The sequence below is a fragment of the Campylobacter sp. CN_NE2 genome, assembly GCF_027797465.1.
Taxonomy (GTDB): Bacteria; Campylobacterota; Campylobacteria; order Campylobacterales; family Campylobacteraceae; genus Campylobacter_B.
In genome coordinates this window covers 233,525-254,319 of record NZ_CP115608.1, presented here as the reverse complement: position 1 = coordinate 254,319, position 20,795 = coordinate 233,525, and the positions used below count along the sequence as shown (strand labels likewise).

Annotated in this window: 21 protein-coding genes and 1 pseudogene; 12 read left to right on the top strand and 10 right to left on the bottom strand. The window is 35.4% G+C overall.

Annotated features, from left to right (window positions below; translation table 11 throughout):
• Positions 1-8 precede the first annotated feature (8 nt).
• From yidD to rpmH, 3 genes are read right to left on the bottom strand one after another with little or no spacing between them, the layout of a single operon-like run.
• Entirely contained in the window at positions 9-332 is a 324-nt protein-coding gene (yidD, locus tag PF028_RS01315; RefSeq protein WP_270860867.1) for a membrane protein insertion efficiency factor YidD, read from the bottom strand.
• Positions 329-667, bottom strand: a complete 339-nt coding sequence (gene rnpA / locus PF028_RS01310) for a ribonuclease P protein component (protein ID WP_373566996.1) — start codon at positions 665-667, stop codon at positions 329-331. Before rnpA ends, yidD begins: the two co-directional genes overlap by 4 nt.
• Positions 655-789, bottom strand: coding sequence for a 50S ribosomal protein L34 (gene rpmH, locus PF028_RS01305; RefSeq protein ID WP_270860866.1), 135 nt, complete (start codon positions 787-789; stop codon positions 655-657). The genes rnpA and rpmH overlap by 13 nt, the downstream gene beginning before the upstream one ends.
• 141 nt (positions 790-930) lie before the next feature.
• On the opposite strand from rpmH, the gene PF028_RS01300 reads away from it, so the two are divergent.
• Genes PF028_RS01300 through PF028_RS01290 form a run of 3 tightly spaced genes read left to right on the top strand, consistent with a single transcriptional unit; the run spans position 931 to position 2,274 of the window.
• A complete protein-coding gene (locus PF028_RS01300) occupies positions 931-1,362 on the top strand; it encodes a YopX family protein (RefSeq protein ID WP_270860865.1) in 432 nt (143 codons plus the stop codon).
• Between the two features lie 13 nt (positions 1,363-1,375).
• Positions 1,376-1,888 (top strand): DUF4149 domain-containing protein, encoded by a 513-nt coding sequence (locus PF028_RS01295; RefSeq protein WP_270860864.1) that lies wholly within the window; start codon positions 1,376-1,378, stop codon positions 1,886-1,888.
• Positions 1,885-2,274 (top strand): acyl-CoA thioesterase, encoded by a 390-nt coding sequence (locus tag PF028_RS01290; protein ID WP_270860863.1) that lies wholly within the window; start codon positions 1,885-1,887, stop codon positions 2,272-2,274. Before PF028_RS01295 ends, PF028_RS01290 begins: the two co-directional genes overlap by 4 nt.
• Before the next feature lie 63 nt (positions 2,275-2,337).
• Here the strand turns inward: PF028_RS01290 and PF028_RS01285 are convergent, their stop codons facing one another.
• The 7 genes from PF028_RS01285 to abc-f all read right to left on the bottom strand — a co-directional run bounded on the left by PF028_RS01285 (position 2,338) and on the right by abc-f (position 10,561).
• Positions 2,338-3,027, bottom strand: coding sequence for a hypothetical protein (locus PF028_RS01285; protein ID WP_270860862.1), 690 nt, complete (start codon positions 3,025-3,027; stop codon positions 2,338-2,340).
• A 9-nt stretch (positions 3,028-3,036) separates the two neighbouring features.
• Positions 3,037-4,677: a hypothetical protein gene (locus PF028_RS01280; protein WP_270860861.1), complete on the bottom strand. Its 1,641-nt coding sequence runs from the start codon at positions 4,675-4,677 to the stop codon at positions 3,037-3,039.
• Positions 4,678-4,688: 11 nt separating this feature from the next.
• Positions 4,689-5,294, bottom strand: coding sequence for a hypothetical protein (locus PF028_RS01275; protein ID WP_270860860.1), 606 nt, complete (start codon positions 5,292-5,294; stop codon positions 4,689-4,691).
• A 592-nt stretch (positions 5,295-5,886) separates the two neighbouring features.
• Positions 5,887-6,534 (bottom strand): uracil-DNA glycosylase, encoded by a 648-nt coding sequence (locus PF028_RS01270; protein ID WP_270860859.1) that lies wholly within the window; start codon positions 6,532-6,534, stop codon positions 5,887-5,889.
• 25 nt (positions 6,535-6,559) lie between these two features.
• Entirely contained in the window at positions 6,560-7,360 is an 801-nt protein-coding gene (prmC, locus tag PF028_RS01265) for a peptide chain release factor N(5)-glutamine methyltransferase (RefSeq protein WP_270860858.1), read from the bottom strand.
• A complete protein-coding gene (locus PF028_RS01260; protein WP_270860857.1) occupies positions 7,357-8,562 on the bottom strand; it encodes a M48 family metallopeptidase in 1,206 nt (401 codons plus the stop codon). Before PF028_RS01260 ends, prmC begins: the two co-directional genes overlap by 4 nt.
• A 58-nt stretch (positions 8,563-8,620) precedes the next feature.
• Complete coding sequence (abc-f, locus tag PF028_RS01255) at positions 8,621-10,561, bottom strand: ribosomal protection-like ABC-F family protein (protein WP_270860856.1); 1,941 nt, start codon at positions 10,559-10,561, stop codon at positions 8,621-8,623.
• A 161-nt stretch (positions 10,562-10,722) separates the two neighbouring features.
• Between abc-f and PF028_RS01250 the strand changes: the two genes are divergently transcribed.
• The 9 genes and pseudogenes from PF028_RS01250 to PF028_RS01215 all read left to right on the top strand — a co-directional run bounded on the left by PF028_RS01250 (position 10,723) and on the right by PF028_RS01215 (position 20,699).
• Positions 10,723-12,045, top strand: coding sequence for an MATE family efflux transporter (locus PF028_RS01250; RefSeq protein ID WP_270860855.1), 1,323 nt, complete (start codon positions 10,723-10,725; stop codon positions 12,043-12,045).
• Positions 12,021-12,659, top strand: coding sequence for a M48 family metallopeptidase (locus tag PF028_RS01245; protein WP_270860854.1), 639 nt, complete (start codon positions 12,021-12,023; stop codon positions 12,657-12,659). The genes PF028_RS01250 and PF028_RS01245 overlap by 25 nt, the downstream gene beginning before the upstream one ends.
• A gap of 42 nt (positions 12,660-12,701) precedes the next feature.
• On the top strand, positions 12,702-13,670 hold the full coding sequence (locus tag PF028_RS01240) for an agmatine deiminase family protein (RefSeq protein WP_270860853.1): 969 nt from the start codon (positions 12,702-12,704) through the stop codon (positions 13,668-13,670).
• Positions 13,671-13,974: 304 nt separating this feature from the next.
• Positions 13,975-14,880 (top strand): carbon-nitrogen hydrolase, encoded by a 906-nt coding sequence (locus tag PF028_RS01235; protein ID WP_270860952.1) that lies wholly within the window; start codon positions 13,975-13,977, stop codon positions 14,878-14,880.
• Positions 14,881-14,996: 116 nt separating this feature from the next.
• On the top strand, positions 14,997-17,372 hold the full coding sequence (gene feoB, locus PF028_RS01230) for a ferrous iron transport protein B (protein ID WP_270860852.1): 2,376 nt from the start codon (positions 14,997-14,999) through the stop codon (positions 17,370-17,372).
• Between the two features lies 1 nt (position 17,373).
• Positions 17,374-17,448 (top strand): annotated as a pseudogene (locus PF028_RS07750) (hypothetical protein); the annotation flags it as partial.
• Positions 17,449-17,467: 19 nt separating this feature from the next.
• Positions 17,468-17,632: a hypothetical protein gene (locus tag PF028_RS01225; RefSeq protein WP_270870152.1), complete on the top strand. Its 165-nt coding sequence runs from the start codon at positions 17,468-17,470 to the stop codon at positions 17,630-17,632.
• A 74-nt stretch (positions 17,633-17,706) separates the two neighbouring features.
• Positions 17,707-18,648 carry a TAXI family TRAP transporter solute-binding subunit gene (locus PF028_RS01220; protein WP_270860850.1) on the top strand — a complete coding sequence of 314 codons (942 nt, stop codon included), beginning with the start codon at positions 17,707-17,709 and terminating at the stop codon, positions 18,646-18,648.
• Complete coding sequence (locus tag PF028_RS01215) at positions 18,648-20,699, top strand: TRAP transporter permease (RefSeq protein ID WP_270860849.1); 2,052 nt, start codon at positions 18,648-18,650, stop codon at positions 20,697-20,699. Before PF028_RS01220 ends, PF028_RS01215 begins: the two co-directional genes overlap by 1 nt.
• Positions 20,700-20,795 lie beyond the last annotated feature (96 nt).

Sequence of the window (20,795 nt, the reverse complement as noted above, 5' to 3'; positions counted from 1 at the left end):
ACTTCCTTTTATATAATTGATTTTACAACGAAATATCTGTTTTTTCCGTTTGGGATCAGCCAAAAATTCGGTTTTTTTACGCTAGTTTTTGAAAAAACGCTAATAGGCGAAAAATTCGCCTTTATAATCGGATAATCAATCCCGCCCTTGAAAAACTGATTACATTTTAAAATCCGTAAAATTGTCGCAAAAAATGCGCCAAAAAAACTATTATGTTTAAATTGCCAAAGCGAATACTCCGAACAACTCGGATAATGTCTGCAAGATGCCGGTAAAATAGGCGAAATAAAAAGCTGATAAAATCTTACAAATTTAATAAAGATAAATTTCATTTAACACAACCGATTTTTTTAAATGACCATCTCAAATTTTTCTCTATTTTATCAAAACTTACATCTTGTGTAATCTGTTTTTTGGCTATCAAAATGTAAGTTCCGCTTGCTAAATCGTCTTTTATATTAAAAAAAGCGGCTTTTAAAAGCCTTTTGGCTCTGTTTCTTACTACCGCTTTACCTACTTTTTTGCTTACGACTACGGCTAAATTTTTATTCTCGCTAGCCAAAAAATAAACAACTGCGGTCTCGCAGTGCCATTTTTTGGCGTTTTTGTAGATCTCGGCAAAAATCTTGCTATCGCTTATAGGAGCGAATTCACCTAAGCAGCCAATCTTTTTCTGCCTTTTGCGCGTCTTGCGTTGATAACTTTGCGACCGTTTTTAGTCTTCATTCTAACGCGAAATCCGTGTGTTCTCTTTTTAGGAGTTACATGCGGTTGATATGTTCTTTTCATGATTTTCCTTTTTCACAATATAAGAGTTGGATTTTATAAAAAAATTGCTTAAAAATCGGTTAATAAATAATTTAATCAGATTTTTAATATTAAGTGATAAAATAGCATTTGTTAAACTAAGATTACAAGAAGGAATTTGCTATGAGATCTATCAAATTTAGACTTTGGGATTATGCAAATAAAAAATTCTTAGGCAACTGGGAAAAGGAAAATTTTTATCTTGACATCGATAACGGCGTGGTTTATAAGCTAAAAGGCTACACTAGAAAAGGTTTTTTTCTAAGATACAAAAAAGAAGAGCTCGAACCGCTAAAATCGATTAAAATTTCGCAATCAACAGGTATGTTTGACAAAAACGGCAAAGAAATTTTCGAAGGCGACATTGTAAAAAACACAAATCAAACAAGCATGGCATTTAACGATGTCTCAGCCGTGCTATATAACGAAGTCATCGGCGGTTTTACCGTTTATTTTAAAGATATAGAACAATACAAAATGCTAGGAAGCTTTGATAGCCTTGAAATAGTCGGAAATATCTACGAAACCCCTGAATACAATGAAAATTTAGAATAACAAAAGGAAATAAATGAGTAAAATTTTAGGAATTTATCTGTTTTTACTAGCCGCTTTAATCGGCATAGAACTCGCTCTTGGGGCGTTTGTGGCTCCTACGATATTTTTTCCGCAAAGTTTTTTAGGCGACGGCGTTTTAAGCCACTTTCAAAGTGGTCAGCTTATGACACAAATTTTTTTAAAATATAACAAAATTCTTATGATAATCACGGTGATTTCGTTTATTTTTGAAATGGTAAATTTCAACAACAACAAATCGCAAAATTTCAATTTTCGCTTTTCAACGCTAATGTTAGCCGTGCTAAATTTGATACTTATGGTGCTTTTTGTTTTGGTTTTTACAGACTACATAGTCGAAGCGCAAAAAGCAGGTGCAGCCGCCACGCAAACAGCCGAATTTGCAAAAATTCACAAAGGTAGCGAATGGACGATGAAATTTATGATAATCGCGCAAACAATTCTGTTTTTTATGAAATTTCCACGCTCGAATTCGGCAAATTCGAGCCAAAATTCGGAGCAAAAATGAAATTTAGAGTTTATTTTGAAGATACCGACGCGCAAGGGATCGTTTATCACTCAAACTATATAAAATTCTGCGAACGCGCTAGAAGCGAAGCTTTGCTTAGAGCAAGGCTAAATTTGGATAAATCAAAATATATGGTTGTTGCAAATTTAAGTGCGAAATTCGTTCGCCCTGCCAAATACGGCGACATAGTAGAAGTGCGAAGCAAAACGCTTGAAATCGGCAAAGCAAGTGCCATCTTCGAGCAGAAAATTTACCGACTTGAAGACATCGACGGAAATAAATTTGACGAGCTTTTATTTAGCGCAGAGATCACAATCGCATATTTGCAAAACGGACGAGTTACAAAATTCGAACCTGAATTAATCAAATTTTTTAAGAAATTTTGAGCATTAAGTTGAAATTTTAGATTTTCGGTGGGCGAAAATGCCCACCCTATGATACTATATAAATCAAAAACCAAAAAATGCGCTAATTGCACTAGTTACAATTTGCGTTGTAAATTTTGTAGATATGTTAATTCCAGCTTCTATGTTCTCTTTTAGTTCTTTTTTATTTTTTTCTTTTTTTATGATTTTTTTAACTTGTTGTAATTTTTCAAGCAGTTTTTTGTCTTTTTGATTTAAATTTTTATTATTTTCTAGTATTTCTAATTCTTTTAACAGCATAGACAAAAAATTATTAGCTTCAATCTCAACAATTTCTTTATTTAAATGATAGTCCAAAGTATCACCGATAGCATTTTTTAGTTTTGTTTCTAATACCAAGCGGGTTGCAGGATTTTCTAATACAAATTTAATCTTACCTTTTTCTATACTTTCTTTAAATTTTATAAGATTATTTTTACAATCGTTTAAAAAATTTATAAAAATTTCATCATATTCATTTTCGTTCATAAATTTTACAGAAATATTTGTTTTGGCTGTTTTTATGCGAGTTTGCGAAACCTTTAAAAGCCTTGAATTTAAGGCATTGGAGTTAGTATCGAAAAAGTGGTTTTCATCATATTTATTTAGCAAATAAATCAAATAATCATAAATATCATTTTTCGAGTAGGCATAAAGCCCACTCGATTGTAGTTTTTCCCAAAGTTCGTTTATAAATTCACTTGATTTATCTATTTTAATCTTTGTGTTTGCCATATTAAATGCCTAATTTTGTTCAAACATATATTTAAAATCTCCACCATTTGTTTTTAAGATTACCTCTAAAACTTCTTTTGGAGAACACTCGTATGGAACTGCTAGAATTTTACCAAAATCTATTGGTCCCATAGGATAAATCGGTTTATAATCATACACTGAACGACTTTCATTATCTAAGCTATTGATATATGTCATTGTTTTATCATCATTAGCATTTAAAGAACGGTCGCTTACGCCTATAAGGCTTCCATCTTGTTTTTTAAGAGCTCTTTCTAGTTCTATTACAAATAATTCCCAATGTGCATTTCCAGCTTCACTAAGATTATCGGAATATTTATATGCGTATTCTTTTGCTTTTTCTTCTATGAGTTCATATTCTATGATAGTTGTTTGTTCTCTTATACATTTTTTGATTTTATTATTATCTTGTATATCGATACTATTATTTTCCCCTAAAAAATAACACTTAATAGATGATTCATATTGATTATAAGGAGTTTCGCCATAAGCTAATACAACTTTAATATTTACTTTTTTAAATAATGCTTTTATTTCATCATCCAATGAATCAAATCTTGCAAGATTTGATTTGCTATTATTATTTTTTCTTTCTTGAAGAATTTTCTGTAAGGAATCTTTTTTGTTACTACTATAAATCACATCGCCAAATTTCTTGCTTCTACTAGCTATACTATGATAGGCATAATCGTAGTATTTTTTATATAATGACGCCATATTTCCGTTTTTCATTTTAACATTTATTATTTTTCTTTCAAAGCCAGTAAAGCTAGTTGGTTTTTCTTTTGAAGTATAAAGTATAAAATTTTTTGGATTTTTTTGAAAATATTCATTTAGTTTATTTTTATTTATTTCATACTTATTTTGTTGTGATATTTGACAATTTCCACGATTTATTATAATTTCGTTGATTAAAGTCCCATTATCTCGTGATTGTATTATCAATGGATAGATAGTTCGCTTACCCCAAAAGTCATTAATTTGTCTAGCTTCTATACTTACAATTGGTTTTTCAAAATTTACCATTTGTTTGACTTCATCGACCTTATTTTCAACATTGTTTATAAAATTTTTAATTTTATCTTTTGCGTTTCCTGCAAAGCTATCGGCATTATTTTGGATATTATTTGTGTTGCCAGCAAATTCTTCATGATTGGCTTCGCTCTCAGTAGCGACATATTCTTCAACACATTCAAAAAGATATTCTTTTGTGCTAAATTTCTCTTTTGCGCCATTATCATTTTTAACAAAATTAAAAATATCATCTACTTTGCACTCATTTTGTTTGCATTTTAGTGCATAGACTATGGTTTTTATATCTAGTGGATTGTCGCCACCATAATCACAAGTTTGCGTAACTTCGACTTCATCTGAGCCTATTGCTTTGAAATCATATTTTGGTTTATCGCAAATTTCTTGTCCGCTGACAACTGGATCAAAATCCAAACAACCTGCTGCTTCACCATCAGAAATAGCAGTTTTAAATGAAGCTGTTCCAAATTTTTTTGCGTTTTCCGACAAATCGCTATTATTGTAAAAATTTTTTACAACATTTATTTTTATGTCGTCGTTGTTTTGTGCATTTACAAAACCCATTATCGCAATGATAAAACATAAAATCTTTCTCATTTTTTATCCTTTTATTTAAATTTATTAAATTTTTCTTTTCCTAATAGCCATAAATATTGGTCTAACTTTTTGATACTAAATTCTTCTAAGTCATAAAATTTTCTAAATTCAAATATTGCGTTTTTATATGTTGGATAATTTTTCAAATCGTTTTGACTAAATTTTGAAAATTTGTCTTTTTTGTCGAAATACAACAAGATTTTTGCGACATAAGAATCATAAATAGGAAATTCATCCGGATTGTGAAAAGAGCAGTATTTGCTAGCAAAAGAGTAGAAATTTCTCTCTTTTTCTTTTATCTTAATCTTCGCTATTTTATTTACCAAATTTGCGTCGCCTTTTTGCAAGCTTTCATCGATTTTTAGCTCTTTTATGTGCTTTGCCATTTCATAAATCGAAAATATATTTGTGCTGTAAAAGTCATTTAAAGCAGCCGATTTGAGCAAAATTTTAATCAAATCGGTGTTTTCAGAATAAGCCTGAAAAAGCTGATTAAGTGCCTTTTCTTGCACCCTGTAATGCTCGTTTTCTTTGTCATTATTCCAAGATTTTATGTATTTTTGCGCTTCTGATAAATTTGGTGTGGAAATTTGCAAATTTTGCTTTGTTTTTGACATTTATATCCTTTATAAAAACTTTTACATTATAATACCCCCCCCCCCCCAAGAATTTGCTTAAATTTTTAAGAATTTTGCTTTAAATAAAAATTTTGTGAAAATTTGTAACATTTATTTTATGAGTTGTAAAATTGGCATTTTTTTTGGCTACCTAGCTTCGTAGGATAAGCATATTACCCATCAAAAATTATACAAATTTTTCCATTGTCATTACGAAAAGTTGCGAAGCAACGACGAAGCAATCCAGCAATGCCGAAATGCGTTTTTAGATTTTGTAAATTTGAGCTATGAGCCTAAATTTTCTTTAATAAACGACTTCGCTGTTTGAACTGGATTGCCACGAATTTGCTACGCAAATTCTCGCAATGACAGATTAAACAAATTCGCAATGACAAATTTTCGTCATACTGAGCGAAGCGAAGTATCTCGTAAATTTAAATTCGCAAATAACTAACTCATAAATTCAAATAAAAGATTCTTCGCTACACTCCGTTTCGCTCAGAATGACAGGTTATGTAAATTCGGGTCGTATAGCAAAAACGATACGAAAATTTAAAATTCGCAAAGTTATTAAGGCTTATAAGCTTAAAATTCACAAAGACTGCTTAATTTTTTCTAAATCGCTTTTAAAATCATCAATCCTACTTGGGTTTGAAAGCAAAAAATTTACTCCAAATGTCGGTATATAGGTAATCCCGCTATCTTTAAAAAGGCTTCCGTGGATAATATCAAGGCTAGGCAGATTATCATTTCTAAGTAAAACTTTCGCGCAAAGTTCGCCAAAACTAAGCACTGCTTTTGGCTTTAAAATGCGAATTTCATCGCTTAAATACGGCGCACATTTTAGCAGTAAATTTCTATCGATTTTCCTATTTTGCGGAATTCTGCACTTCATCAAAAATGTCGTGTAGCACTCTTTTACACTCACACCGACGACCTCTTCAAAAATCTCAAAAAACTTCTCGCCAAGCTGTCCGTTGTAAGCCGTCGCATTTTTATCTGCGCTAAAACCGGGGCTTTCAAAAACTATCATTATTTTTGCGTTTTCATTTCCGCTTGGGATTAGCACATTGTTGCGTGTTTTGCAGAGTTCGCAAAGATTGCAAAATTTAAGCTCTTTTTTTAATTTATCCAAATCATCAAACCAAATATCGTAATCTTCGAGCAAAAAGCCTTCATCGACATACTTATAACCAAATGCCCTGTAACAATAAAGCCTGTAAATTTGCGATTTTGTCATTTTTTGCCTTTGCGTTTTTTTAAAATTATACCAAGTTTCTGTTTTTTGCGCTAAAACCGCGATCAAACCCTGCTAAATCTTTGTAAAAAATAGCGTGAAAATTTGCGTTTTGCAAAATTTTTTCCATACTCTCTTTTTGATCGTATCCCATTTCACAAGCTAAAAATTTTGCCCTAGTTTTGGCGATTTGCACGATTTTTTCTAAAATTTCGTTGCCGACTTCTCCGCCAAAAAGTGCGATTTTTGGCTCGTTTAAAACCCTAGCGTCTAGCTCGTAAGAATTTGCGATATACGGCGGATTTGAAACGATTATGTCAAATTCGCCTTCCACGCCGTCCATAAGCGAAGTGTGTCTAAATTCGATTTTTGCGCCGTGTTTTTTAGCATTTAGCTTAGCGACTTTGATCGCACTTTCTGAAATATCGGTTGCGATGATTTTTGCGCCACGCAAATTTTTTCTTAGGCAAATGCTGATTATCCCGCTACCTGTGCCGATTTCGCAAATTTTTGGATTTTTAAAATTTGAAGCGATATTTAGCACCTTTTTTACCAAAATTTCGGTTTCAAAACGCGGGATCAAGACCCTTTCATCGACAAAAAAATCAAGTCCGAAAAATTCGGCTTTATTTGTGATATATTCGAGCGGAACGCCACCGGCAAAACGCTCGACGGCGTGAGAAAATTTGTCAAAATCGCTAAGCTTGGCGTTTAAATTTAAAACCAAACTCTCATTTGTAAAATTTTCGCAAAATTTGATGATTTCCCTTGCGACGAAGTCTGAATTTACGCGAATTTTAGCAAATTTTAACGCTTCATTTATCGTCATTTTAGCTCTTCGATACGCTCATAAAGGCTTGGGTGCGAGTGATACACAGCCGAGTAAATTTTGTGCGAAATCGGAAACGCCTTGTTTTCGCTACCAAGCTTTGTTAAAGCACTTATCATATCATCTTTATTGCGAACGCTACTAGCAAATTCGTCGGCTCCAAACTCGTGCATACGGCTAAATTTAGAAACCAAAGGCTCTAAAAATGCCTGTAAAATCGGCAAAAACAAAATCATAAAAACCAAAATCGCCCCGCCGTCAAGCTTTAAATTTAGGCTAGAAAAAACGGAACTTGGCATATTTCCAAATACCGCAAAAATCACGCCCAAAAGCACAAAGCTAAGTGCGATATTTTTCAAAATATCGCCGTGTTTAAAATGCCCTAGCTCATGCCCTAAGACCGCAAGAATTTCATTTTGAGTTAGTTTTTCAATAAGCGTATCAAACAACACAACCTTTTTTGTTGCACCAAATCCACCAAAATAGGCATTTAAGCGTTTATCTCGTTTGCTTGCGTCCATGACAAAAACACCGCTTGATTTAAATCCGCATTTTTGTAAAAGTTCGCAAATTTGCTCTTTTAATTCGCCGTCTTGCAGTGGCGACATTTTATTAAACATCGGCGCGATAATGGTCGGATAGATCAAATTTATAAGCAAAATCACGCAAAAACTAAACAAAAACGCCCAAATCCACCAAAAATTCCCTAAATTTTGTATGCAAAATATCAACGCACAAACAAACAACGAGCCAAAAATAAGCATTAAAAGAAGCGATTTTAGCGTGTCGATGATAAAAATTTTTGGCGTCATATTTGAAAAACCAAGCTTTTTATCTTTTACAAACGAGCTATAAATATCAAGTGGCAAACTAAGAAGCGAATTTATTATCAAAAATGCTACGACAAGGGCAGTTGCTTTAAAAATTTCGTTTTGAAAAACGCCACTTTCATAGATGAAATTCTGCAAAAAACTAGCCCCAAAAACTATCCAAAAAACGGCAACTAAAAGCCCGTAAAAATCGCTAAAAATGCTAAATTTTTGATTTATGATTGCAGTTTTTGCCGCTTGTTTATAATCTTCTTCGCTTAAAACTACGGCTTTTTCGTTCATTTTCTGACGCACAAAATTTAGCTCTAAATTCGACAAAAAAATCTTGTAAATCGTGTAAATAATGTATAAAAACACCAAAAACCAAACCATTTTTTTCCTTTTGTAAATTTTAAATTTGCAAATATTAGCACGAATTAGTAAATTTGGATTATTTTAAATTCTCAGCAATCGATAAAACTTCGTAGTATTCGTTTTCCATATTATACAAATCGCCTTTTTTCTCTTCAAGCTCTTCAAAAAGCGTTTGAATTCCGACTTCTTGGTAAATTTCAGGCGTTGAGAGTGCTTTGTTTAGCTCTTTTATGCGAATTTCTAAGGCTTCGATTAGGGCAGGATATTCTTCAAGGATTTTGCTTTGTTTGTATGAGAGTTTTGCGCTTTGTGTTTTTTCTTTTTTGTTTGCGTCGTTTGGCTTTTTGCTATCGAATTCTTTTTCGATTTCATCAAGCTCTTTTATCTCATCTTCATACTCCAAATACTCGCTATATGGCACATAAATTTGATCTATATTTCCGTTTTCAAACGCCCAAAGTTTATTTGTGATTTTATCGACAAAATATCTATCGTGGCTGACGACGATAACGGCACCTTCAAAACTCATCAAATACTCTTCTAAAATGTTTATAGTGGCGATGTCAAGGTCATTTGTCGGCTCATCTAAAATCAAACAATCAAACTCTTGCGTAAAAAGCTTTGCCAAAGCTAGGCGATTTCTCTCGCCACCGCTTAACACGCTTACAGGCTTATCCAAAAACTCTTTTGGAAATAAAAAGTTTTTAAGATACCCATAGACATGCATATAATGCCCTCTAACCATTATATGGTCGCCGCCGTTTGGGCAGAAAATTTCAATCAAGCTCTTATCATCGCTAATGCCCGTTCTGCTTTGATCAAAATAGCCGATTTTAATATCGCCCCGTTTGATTTCGCCGCCGTCGATTTTACTCTCGCCAAGCATAATCTTTAAAAGTGTGCTTTTGCCTGCGCCATTAGCCCCTACTATGCCGATTCTCTCGCCTTGCAAGACCCTAGCGTTAAAATTTGAAAATAGCGTTTTTTCGTTCTGTTTTTTGCTGACATTTTTAAATTCAAAAAGCATTTTACGGCGATTTTCATCAAGTCCGCCTTTGTTAAAGCTCTTGTTTGCGCGTTCGAGTTCGAGTTTTACTTTTCGGATTGCGCCCGGATTTTTTTTGGCTTCTTCTCGCATAGCTAAAATTCTAGCTTTTCTGCCTTCGTTGCGTTTAAGCCTTGCTTTTACGCCCCGTCTAAGCCACTCTTCTTCGTATTTTAGCTGTTTAAGTAGTGTTTCATGGGACTTTTGAAGACTTGCTAACATTTCTTGTTTTTTTTCTAAATAGTTTGCATAACCGCCGTCAAAATTGCTTAAATGCCCGTCTTCAAGCTCCACGCAACGCGTCGCAAGTCTATCGATAAAATATCTATCGTGCGAAATAAAAACGATAGTTTGTTTTGAATTTAGTAAGAATTCTTCCAAAAATTTAACCATATAGACATCAAGGTGGTTTGTCGGCTCATCAAGCAACAAAATATCAGGCTTTTTTAAGATTAGTCCCCCAAGAGCAACACGACGAATTTCGCCGCCGCTTAGTGTGCAAGCAGAGCGATTTTCATACTCTTTTAGCTTGAAATGCACTAAAATTCGCTCGATTTTATTGTCGATATTCCAGCCGTCTTTTGAATCTATAAATTTAATAAGTCTATCTTGATACGCAAGTAAATCTTTATCATCCGGCTCGTTTGCGATTTGATCTAAAATCTCGCCGTATTCGGCTATGGCGTTATAAATTTCCTTTGCTTCGTTTCGTAAAACATCTTTTACGGATAGATTTTCGCTAAATTTTGGGGCTTGTTCTAGCATTTGGATATTTATGTTATTTTGCGTTACTACTCTGCCATCATCGACTTCATAAATTCCACATAAAATTTTCATTAAAGTTGATTTTCCGCCGCCGTTTTTACCGATGATAGCGATGCGTTCTTTGTCATTGACACTAAAATTTACAGCGTCCAAAACGACATTTGAACCGAATTTTTTAGTTACATCAATCAAATCAACTAATGCCAAATTTAAATACCCTTGCTGAATAAATTTTTTAATTTTACAGAAATTTAGTTAAAAAATTTATTACAAATAAAGATTTTTTGCGAATTTGCTTTAAATTTATAACTTTTAGCTAAAATATCAGACCAAATTCACAAAAATTCCAAATTTACAAAAGAGAGTTGATGAAAGAAGTTTCGCTTTTCCGCCTAAGCGGTGCCATTTATATCGATATGTCATTAAGGCTACTAACTGCATTAATAAACACATATATGATAAGTTTGGTAAATGTAAAACTAGTAGGCGCTCTTGGTGCGGGAAATCAAATTTTCTTACTTTTTATCACCATTTTTGGCTTTTTAGCCGTCGGTTGCTCAGTCGTAGTCGCACAGGCAATCGGCGCAAAAAATAAAATCCTAGCCCTAAAAGCAATCCACACAAGCATAGTTTTTAACGCATTTTTGGGGCTTGTGTGTGGTGCTTTTGTCTTTGCTTTTGCACCGAATTTACTAAGACTTTTGCAGGTGCCTAGCGAGCTTTTAGCAGATAGTGCGATTTATCTTAAAATCATTAGCATTGTTTTTGCAATCGATGCTTTGGCGATTTTAATGTCAGCTGTGGTGCGGGTCTATGGATACGCAAACTATATTATCATTATCGCTGTGATTATGAATTTAATCACACTTACGGGAAACTATATCGCCCTATTTCAGCCTTTTGGACTGCCGTTTTATGGTCTAGCTGGTATTGGCATTAGCACCATAACAGCTCGTATCATCGGCGTAACGCTATTTTTCATAATCGCCGTAAAAGTGATAAAAATCAAATTTTATCTAGCTATGTTTTTAAATTTAAGCACCACGATTTTACGCAAAATTCTCTCCGTCGGACTTCCAAGTGCCGGAGAAAATTTGCTTTGGATAACGCAGTATATGGTTGCTTTTGCCTTTGTAGCGAGTATGGGCGAAGCAAGTCTTACCGTGCAAACCATTTATTTTCAAATTTCAAGCTTTATATTTTTTGCAGGAAGTGCGATAAGCATGGCAAATGAAGTCATCGTCGGTCGCATGGTTGGGGCAAATGCTATGCAAGAAGCCTATAATCACACTTTTAAAGCTCTTAAATTTGGTCTAATAGCCACTGCGTTTTTCATAGCGATCGTATTTTTTGGGCGTGAAATTATAATGGAAATCGTAAATTTAAGCGATGAACACAAAAGCGTAATGCGTCCGCTTTTTTACCTTACAATCGCCCTTGAAATCGGGCGAACGCTAAATATCGTTTTTGTAAATGCACTTCGTGCTAGCGGGGACGCTAGATTTCCGTTTTACATGGGATTAATTTTTATGTGGGGCGTGTCAATCCCGGTTGGATATTTGCTTGGAATTCACTACGGAGTTGGAATTTTAGGCGTTTGGATAGGATTTTTTTGCGATGAGTGGCTAAGGGGATTAGCAAACACACTTCGCTGGAAGAGTAAAAAATGGCAAAACAAACGGCTAGTTTAGAATTTGCAAATTTTAGCGTTTTAATCGAATTTAAGGCTGTAAAATACGCTAGGATTAAAATTTCTAAAAACGGCGAGATAAAATCGAGTGTGCCAAAAAGTTTTACTTTGCAAGATTGTAAGGATTTTATAGATAAACACACGGCGTGGGTGGAAAAAACGCTTTTAAAAGTGGAACAAAAAAAGATAGAAAATGACGAGATAAAGCTATTTGGCAAGGTTTATAAATTTGAGCTAAATGATAAATTTAAAAATGTTGAAATCACGCAAGATAGGATATTTGCAAAAGATAAAAACGAAATTTATAAATTTGCACATTTAGAGCTTAAAAAAATCTGCAATGAATTTATCGCTCAATTTTTACCCTTTGTAAATCGCCCTGTAAATCGCGTTGTATTTCGCAAAATGGAGACTCGCTGGGGCAGCTGCAACCACAAAAAAGGTTATATAAATTTCTCTTTAAATTTGGTAAAAAAAGATTTTAAATTTATCGAATATGTCGTTCTGCACGAGCTAACACATTTAATCTACCCGCACCATAGAAGCGAATTTTACGAATTTATCGCTAAAATCATGCCTGATTTTAAAGAACGCATAAAAACTGCAAAAATTTAATCAAATTTCATTATAATAACGCAAAAAAAATAAAGGATAAAAATGAGAGCATTTGGCGAATGGGAAAGACAAGATGGCCTTTTTGTGGCGTTGCCACATAAAGATACCGACTGGGCGGAGTATTTGGACGAAATTTGGGCTAGTTATAGAGAATTTATAAAGGCAGTTGCGAGATTTCAGCCTGTTTTTGTGATTACGCCAAATGACGATGATTTTAGGCGAATTTGTGGCGACATAGCAAATGTAAGGCATTTTAAAATTCCGACAAACGACACTTGGATTAGAGATTATGGTGCGATAAATAGGGAAAATAACGGCAAAATTGAGAATTTAAATTTTAAATTCAACGCTTGGGGCGGAAAATTTGAGAGCGAAAAAGATAACGCCGTAAATGAAAAACTTTTTAAGATTCTAAGCGAAAATTTGATAAATTTGGATTTGATTTTAGAGGGCGGAAGTATCGATTTTAACGGGCATGGCGTAATGCTAACGACAAAAGCGTGCCTGCTAAATGAAAATCGAAATTCACACCTAAACCAAAACGAACTTGATAAAAAGCTAAAAGAAATTTTCGGGCTTGAAAAAATCATTTGGCTAGATCACGGCTTTATCAAAGGCGATGACACCGATAGTCATGTCGATACCCTAGCGAGATTTGTTGATGAAGAAACGATCGCATTTAGCATTTGCGAAGATGAAAACGACGAGCATTTTGCAGAGCTAAATTTGCTAAAAAACGAGCTAGAAAAAACAGGATTTAATCTCATCGAGCTTCCGCTTCCAAGTCCGATTTTTTATGAAAATCGTCGGTTAGGGGCTACTTATGCGAATTTTATCTTTATAAATGACGCTTTAATCGTGCCGACATACAATGACAAAAACGATAAAATCGTGCTAGATCGCCTTAAAAAAGCGTGTCCAAATCGCGAAATAATCGGCATTGATGCACGAGTTTTTATCCGTCAAAACGGAAGTTTGCACTGTTCTAGTCAAAATAAATTTGCACTTTAAAATACAAATTTAAGATTTTATTTAAAAATACTTTATTAAAACATTGTTGTATAAATTTAAATTGCCTTGTAAGGGGGAAGTGGGCTGACTTGCGAAGCGCCCCCTTCCCCCTTACAATCCCCCAACCCCTGCACGCTAGAAGTGGCAAATTTAAAAAGCAATGCTTTTAAATTTGCGAATTTTTACTGACAACTTAGTCGTGTTTTAAAAATAAAAATCTAAATACTTTACTTAATAAAGTCTAATAAAAAATATTTTGCTATAATTTTGAAATTTAAAATTTTAAGGAAAAGTTATGAAAAATTTGCAAGTCGGGCTTGTAGCACATAAATTTATGGGAAATAAAGAAAAAACTATCCAAAAAACGCTAGATTTAATAGAAAAGGTTGCAAAAAATGGCGCCCAGCTTGTGATTTTGCAAGAACTTCATCAAAATTACTATTTTTGTCAAAACGAAAGCGTTGAGTGTTTTGATTTGGCAAATTCGTGGGAAGATGATAAGGTTTTTTGGGGAAAAGTGGCGAAAAAATTCGGCATTGTTTTGGTAACTTCGCTTTTTGAAAAACGCACCGCAGGGCTTTATCATAATACTGCCGTGGTTTTTGAAAAAGACGGCAAAATCGCAGGAATCTACCGAAAAATGCACATACCTGATGATCCGCAATTTTACGAAAAGTTTTATTTCACGCCGGGTGATCTTGGTTTTGAGCCTATCGATACGAGCGTGGGGCGACTTGGCGTTTTGGTGTGTTGGGATCAGTGGTATCCGGAAGCTGCGCGTTTGATGGTATTAAAGGGTGCTGAAATTCTCATTTATCCTACTGCTATCGGCTGGTTTGACGGAGACGAAAAAGATGAAAAATCACGCCAACTTGAAGCGTGGGTTGCCGTGCAAAGAGGTCATAGCGTGGCAAACGGAATTCCCGTAATCGCCGTTAATCGCATAGGTTTTGAGCCACAAAATATAAGCGAATTTGAAAAATGCAAAAAAACTAAAAATCCAAAAGAAAACGGAATTCGCTTTTGGGGAAATAGCTTTGTTTTCGGAAGTCAAGGGGAGCAAATTTTTCGTGCAAACGACACGGACGAGCTATCGCAAGTCGTTACAATCGATATGCAAAGGTGCGAAAATGTCCGTCGGTGGTGGCCGTTTTTACGCGATCGTCGTATCGAAGCGTATGGAAATTTGACAAAAAGATTTATCGATTAATTTCGGAATTTAGATGATTTTATAAAATCATCTAAATCTTATCCGATTTCTACAAAATTTATTACTTTTTTATAAAATGATTGCTATAATCAAAAAATTTTTTTGCAAGGCAAATTTTGAAAAACGATAATATTACACTTGATAAATTAAAAGTCGGCGAAAACGCCAAGATAACCGAAATAAAAGGCAACGGAAAGCTTAGGCAGAGATTTTTAGATATGGGGCTTATCCCGCAAACCACTATAAGCGTGATTAAATTTGCGCCTATGGGCGATCCGATTGAGCTAAATTTGCGTGGTTACACGCTTAGTTTGAGACTTAACGAAGCAGAACAAATCGTAGTGCAAAAACTTAGCGATAAAGATTTAGCTGATAATGAAATAAAATTTAGCGATGAAACTACGCTAAAACAAGAAATAGCCCACCCAGGGCTTGGCGAAGAAGGAATTTATCACATCGATGAAGGTGGCGAAAAGATCAACGCCTGTGAGCTTTTATCTTTTGCCTTAATCGGTAACCAAAATAGCGGAAAATCAACGCTTTTTAATCAATTGACAGGGATAAAACAACATATCGGAAATTTTCCCGGCGTAACAGTCGAAGGCAAAAGCGGTAAGATAAAAAATTATCCAAACACGATTGTAACGGATTTACCGGGCATTTACTCGATGACGCCGTATTCAGACGATGAAAAAATCGCAGTAAATTTCTTGCTAAATCATAAACCGCACTGTATTATAAATATCATCGATGCAAGTAATATCGAGCGAAATTTATACCTTAGTATGCAACTTTTAGAACTAAATATTCCGATGATTGTAGCGCTAAATATGATAGATGAAGTAGCCGGTAATGGCGGAAGCATAGATATAAATACTATGGAACACCTGCTTGGAGTGCCTGTAATCGCTATTTCTGCTGTTAAAAATCAAGGCGTAGATGAGCTAATTCGCCATGCTGTGCATATCGCTCATTATCAAGAAAAACCGCAAATCGGAGATCTTTGCGACAAAGACGACAACGGCGGAGCCGTGCATAGAGCCTTGCACGCAGTTATTCATCTAATCCACGATCACGCCGTAAAAGCTGAAATTCCGGCAAGATTTGCCGCCGATAAACTTTTAGAAAGAGACCAAACAATCGCCCAAAGGCTAAATTTAGACAAAAACGAACATGAAACAATCGAACATATCATTTTGCAAACCGAAAAAGAACGCGGACTAGATATAAATTCGGCCATTGCCGATATGCGATTTTCATTTATTCACAAGGTCTGTGCTAAAACAGTAAATAAACCTAGCAAAAGCAAAGAGCGACTTCGTTCGCAAAAAATCGATAGCGTGCTTACAAATAAATATTTGGCTATTCCGATATTTTTTGCCGTTATGGGGCTTATTTTTTATGCTACTTTTAACCTTGTCGGAGCAGGTTTGCAAGATATTTTGGCGAATTTAATAGATAAATTTACAGAATTTTGCGATGAAAATTTAAGCGCATTAGGCACAAACGAAGTTTTGCACGGGCTTATTATTGACGGAATTTTTGCAGGCGTAGGAAGCGTTTTAAGCTTTTTGCCGATTATCGTAACCCTATTTTTCTTTTTAGCGATTTTAGAAGATACAGGTTATATCGCTAGGGTTGCTTTTTTTATGGATAAACTTTTGCGTGGCATTGGCTTATCGGGTCGCAGTATCGTGCCTATGCTCATCGGTTTTGGCTGTTCTGTTCCTGCTATTATGGCGACACGCACACTTCCAAGCGATAGAGATAGAAAGATGACGATCTTGCTAACGCCGATGATGAGCTGTTCGGCAAAACTGCCGATCTATGCCTTTTTTGTGGCAGCGTTTTTCCCTAAAAACGGCGGAGCGGTTATGCTTGGATTATATTTGCTTGGAATTTTAACGGCGATTTTAATTGCATTTTTATATCGCAAAACGCTGTTTAAGGGCGAACCTGTGCCGTTTGTAATGGAGCTTCCAAATTATCGTTTTCCTAGCCTTCGCAATATAATCCAACTTCTTTGGGAAAAGGCAAAAGACTTTATCCAACGAGCCTTTACGGTTATTTTTATCGCTACGATTATAGTTTGGTTTTTACAAAGTTTCGATTTGCGTTTAGACTTAGTGGAAGATTCATCAAAAAGTATCTTAGCAGGAATCGCAGGATTTTTAGAAGCTCCGCTTTCTCCGCTTGGACTTGGCGATTGGCGAATCGGGGCGTCGCTTATTAGCGGATTTATGGCAAAAGAAAGTGTTGTTTCTACAATCGAAGTTTTGATGGGTGGAAATTTAAATTCGCTTTTAACACCGCTATCTGCGATTTGTTTGCTTGTTTTTAGTTTGCTCTACACCCCTTGCGTGGCTGCGATTGCTTCTATTAGAAGAGAGCTTGGCACAAAATGGGCGATTTTTGTTGCACTTTGGCAATGTGTGATTGCTTGGATTGTGGCGTTTATTATTAAAATTATCGCTACGATTTTTGGATTTTAATATGAATATAAATTTGATTATTTTAGCTATTTTACTACTTGCTGTTTTGTTTGCTCTTCGAAGTATCATTAAAAAACGCAAAAACGGCGGTTGTTGTGGTGATGGTTGCTCTGGGTGCAGTAGTGCTTCTTTTTGTTCGTCTGCGAAAATTTGCGATAAAACATGTGAGTGCAAAAGATAAATTTACATTTGTAACATATAAATTCGCTAAATTTGACAATGTTACAAATTTTCACACTAGATTATTAAATTTGGCTTAAAATTTAATAATTTTATCTCAATTTTATGAATAGAATGCGATACTTTTCTATAAATTTTTTTAAGGAGAATACTGATGAAAAAAATTTCAGCAGTTGCTGCTAGTTTGGTATTAGCAGGTTCATTTTTGGGCGCAAAAGAATTCGTTACTATTGGCACTGGTTCTATGACGGGAACTTACTATCCGGTTGGCGGTGCGATTTGTCGTTTGGTAAATATGAATAAAGATATGAAATGTTCGGTGCAATCAACAGGCGGTTCTGTTTATAATGTAAATAATGTTTTGAAAAAAGAGCTAAATTTCGGCTTTGTTCAAAGCGATGTTGTTTATGACAAATTTAACGGAAAAGGCAAATTTGAAAACGACGGCAACCAAGACTTACGCTCTGTTGTTTCGATTTACCCTGAGCTTCTAGCTTTTGTCGTTTCAAAAGAGAGTGGCATTAAATCATACAATGACTTAGAAGGCAAAAAAATCAATGTCGGAAACCCGGGCAGTGGCAACGAAGTAACAGCTCTAATCGTTTATGATCAATACAAATTTGATGTAAATAAACTAGGTCATCGTGGCGTTTTAACCGTAAATGAATGCCCAATGGCACTAAAAGATAAAAAAATAGACGGATATTACTTTATGGTTGGACACCCAACAGCAAATGTAACAGATGCCGCAACTTCACTTCCGATTGATTTAGTAGGTATCGAAGATGAGCAAATGAACGCACTTTTGGAAAAATATCCATATTTTGCAAAAGGTGTGATTCCTGCAAATATGTATGAAGGTGTTGATCACGATACGCAAACTGTCGGCGTAAAAGCTGTTTTGGTTGCTAGCAAAAATCAAAGCGACGAAAGCGTTAAAGCCGTAGTTAAAGCGATTTTGGATAACTTTGATGAGTATAAAAAACTTCACCCAGCACTTGGCTTGGTTACAAAAGAATCGCTTGTTGAAGGACTTTCAGCTCCACTTCACCCGGCAGCAGAAGCTGTCTTTAAAGAAGCAGGAATTCTTAAATAATGGCTGAAACTAAGGACGAAAAATTTGTGGAAGTAAAAAATCGTGAATTTACTTCCACGAAACTTGCATATTTAGTTACGGCAATATGCTTTTCTTGGTCGGTATTCCAGCTGTATTTAGCATTTTCGCCGACAAATACGACGATTGCTCGTTCTATACATGTGGCATTTGCTGTTGCGATTATATTTTTGTATTTTCCGTTTAGTTCCAAAAAACTTTCGACTTATGTTCCGATTTACGATTGGATTTTATTTATAGTTGGCGTTTTGGCAGTGCTTTACCCTGCGCTTGCGTTTTATTCGCTTTCGCAAAGACCAGGAGATTATACGCAATTTGACATTATCGTAGCTTTTACTGCTCTAATCGTGCTTTTTGAAGCAGGACGGCGCATGGTAGGACCTGCACTTCCGATAATAGCGGGAATTTTCTTGTTATATTGCTATTTTGGGCAGTATATGCCAGATCTTATTTCTCATCAAGGCGCTAGTATAGAACGCCTTGCAGGGCATATGTTTTTGACAACCGAGGGCGTTTTTGGCGTTCCTGTCGGAGTTAGCACGAGTTTTATTTATCTGTTTGTGCTTTTTGGAGCATTGCTAGAAAAAGCAGGTGCCGGGCAGTATTTCATAAATGTAGCCTTTGCTTTGCTTGGTAAATTTAAAGGTGGTCCTGCAAAAGCAAGTGTGATAGCAAGTGGATTAACTGGTATGATAAGTGGAAGTTCAACCGCAAATGTCGCAACTGTCGGCACTTTTACGATTCCGCTTATGAGAAGATCAGGGCTTACGGCTGTAAAATCAGGCGCGATTACCGTCGCAGCAGGTGTAAATGGTCAGCTAATGCCGCCTATCATGGGGGCAGCGGCCTTTATCATCGCCGAATTTTTGGGTATGAGCTATACAAATGTTATGATAGCAGCGGTGATTCCTGCGTTTGTCTGTTATGCAAGTTTGGTTTATATCGTGCATTTGGAAAGTTGCAAACTTGGGCTTACGGGCAATGACGATAAGCTTAAATTTATAGAAAAACTCAAAATTATACTTAGTGGAATTCACTATTTAATCCCTGTTTTAGTGCTTTTATATACGCTTTTAATCGCCAAAGAATCAGCCATTTCAGCGGCTTTTAACTCGATTTGCGTTTTGTTTGTGATGATTGTTATCCAAGAGCCGATTCGCAAATTTATAATGAAAGAAAAAATCGAAAAATCAGATTTCACGCGCGGATTTAGCGATATTTTCTGGGCGATGGTCGATGCAGCCAAAAATATGGTAACGGTTGCCATAGCAACGGCGTTAGCGGGTGTTATTATCGGTTCGATTTCGCTAACGGGACTTGGGCAAGTGCTATCTGAAATCGTCGAAGCAATCGCAGGAAATAGCATAATTTTGATTTTGCTTTTAACGGCTGTAATGAGCCTTATTTTGGGTATGGGCTTACCGACAACGGCGAATTATATCGTGGTTTCTAGCCTAATCGCACCCGTGATTTTGCTACTAGCAGCCAAAAACGGCTTTTTAGTTCCTGCAATCGCCGTGCATATGTTTGTTTTTTATTTTGGAATTTTAGCTGATGACACCCCGCCTGTGGGAATCGCAGCTTACGCAGCAGCAGGAATCGCAAAAGCAAATCCCGTAACTGTGGGCGTTCAAGGCTTTATCTATGACCTTAGAACAGCACTTTTGCCGTTTGCGTTTTTCTTTAATAACAAACTTTTACTTATAGAAAGCGTTGGCGATGCGATGGACGCAAAAAGCATAGTTTGGATAAACGATCCGCTTCAAATTTGCGTGATTTTTACGACTGCACTTTTGGGTATGTTTGCCTTTTCATCGGCTTTGCAAGGTTGGTTTGTAACCAAATGCAACGCGGTTGAGCGCATTTTATTACTAGCTGTTACGCCGTTTATGGTCGTGCCAAATATCTGTGCTAAATACTTCTCTTTTGTCGCAAACGAAACTATGAGTTTTGGCGTAGGCTTGGCTATATTAGCCCTTGTTTTTGCCAAACAGTGGGTTTTACGCAAAAAAACTACAACGCAAACTGCGTAAAATTTATTTTATTCTTTATGATATAGTGGGCATTTTTGATCACTATATCATTTCTTAATTATCGTTGCGAGAATTTACATCACAAAATCTAAAATT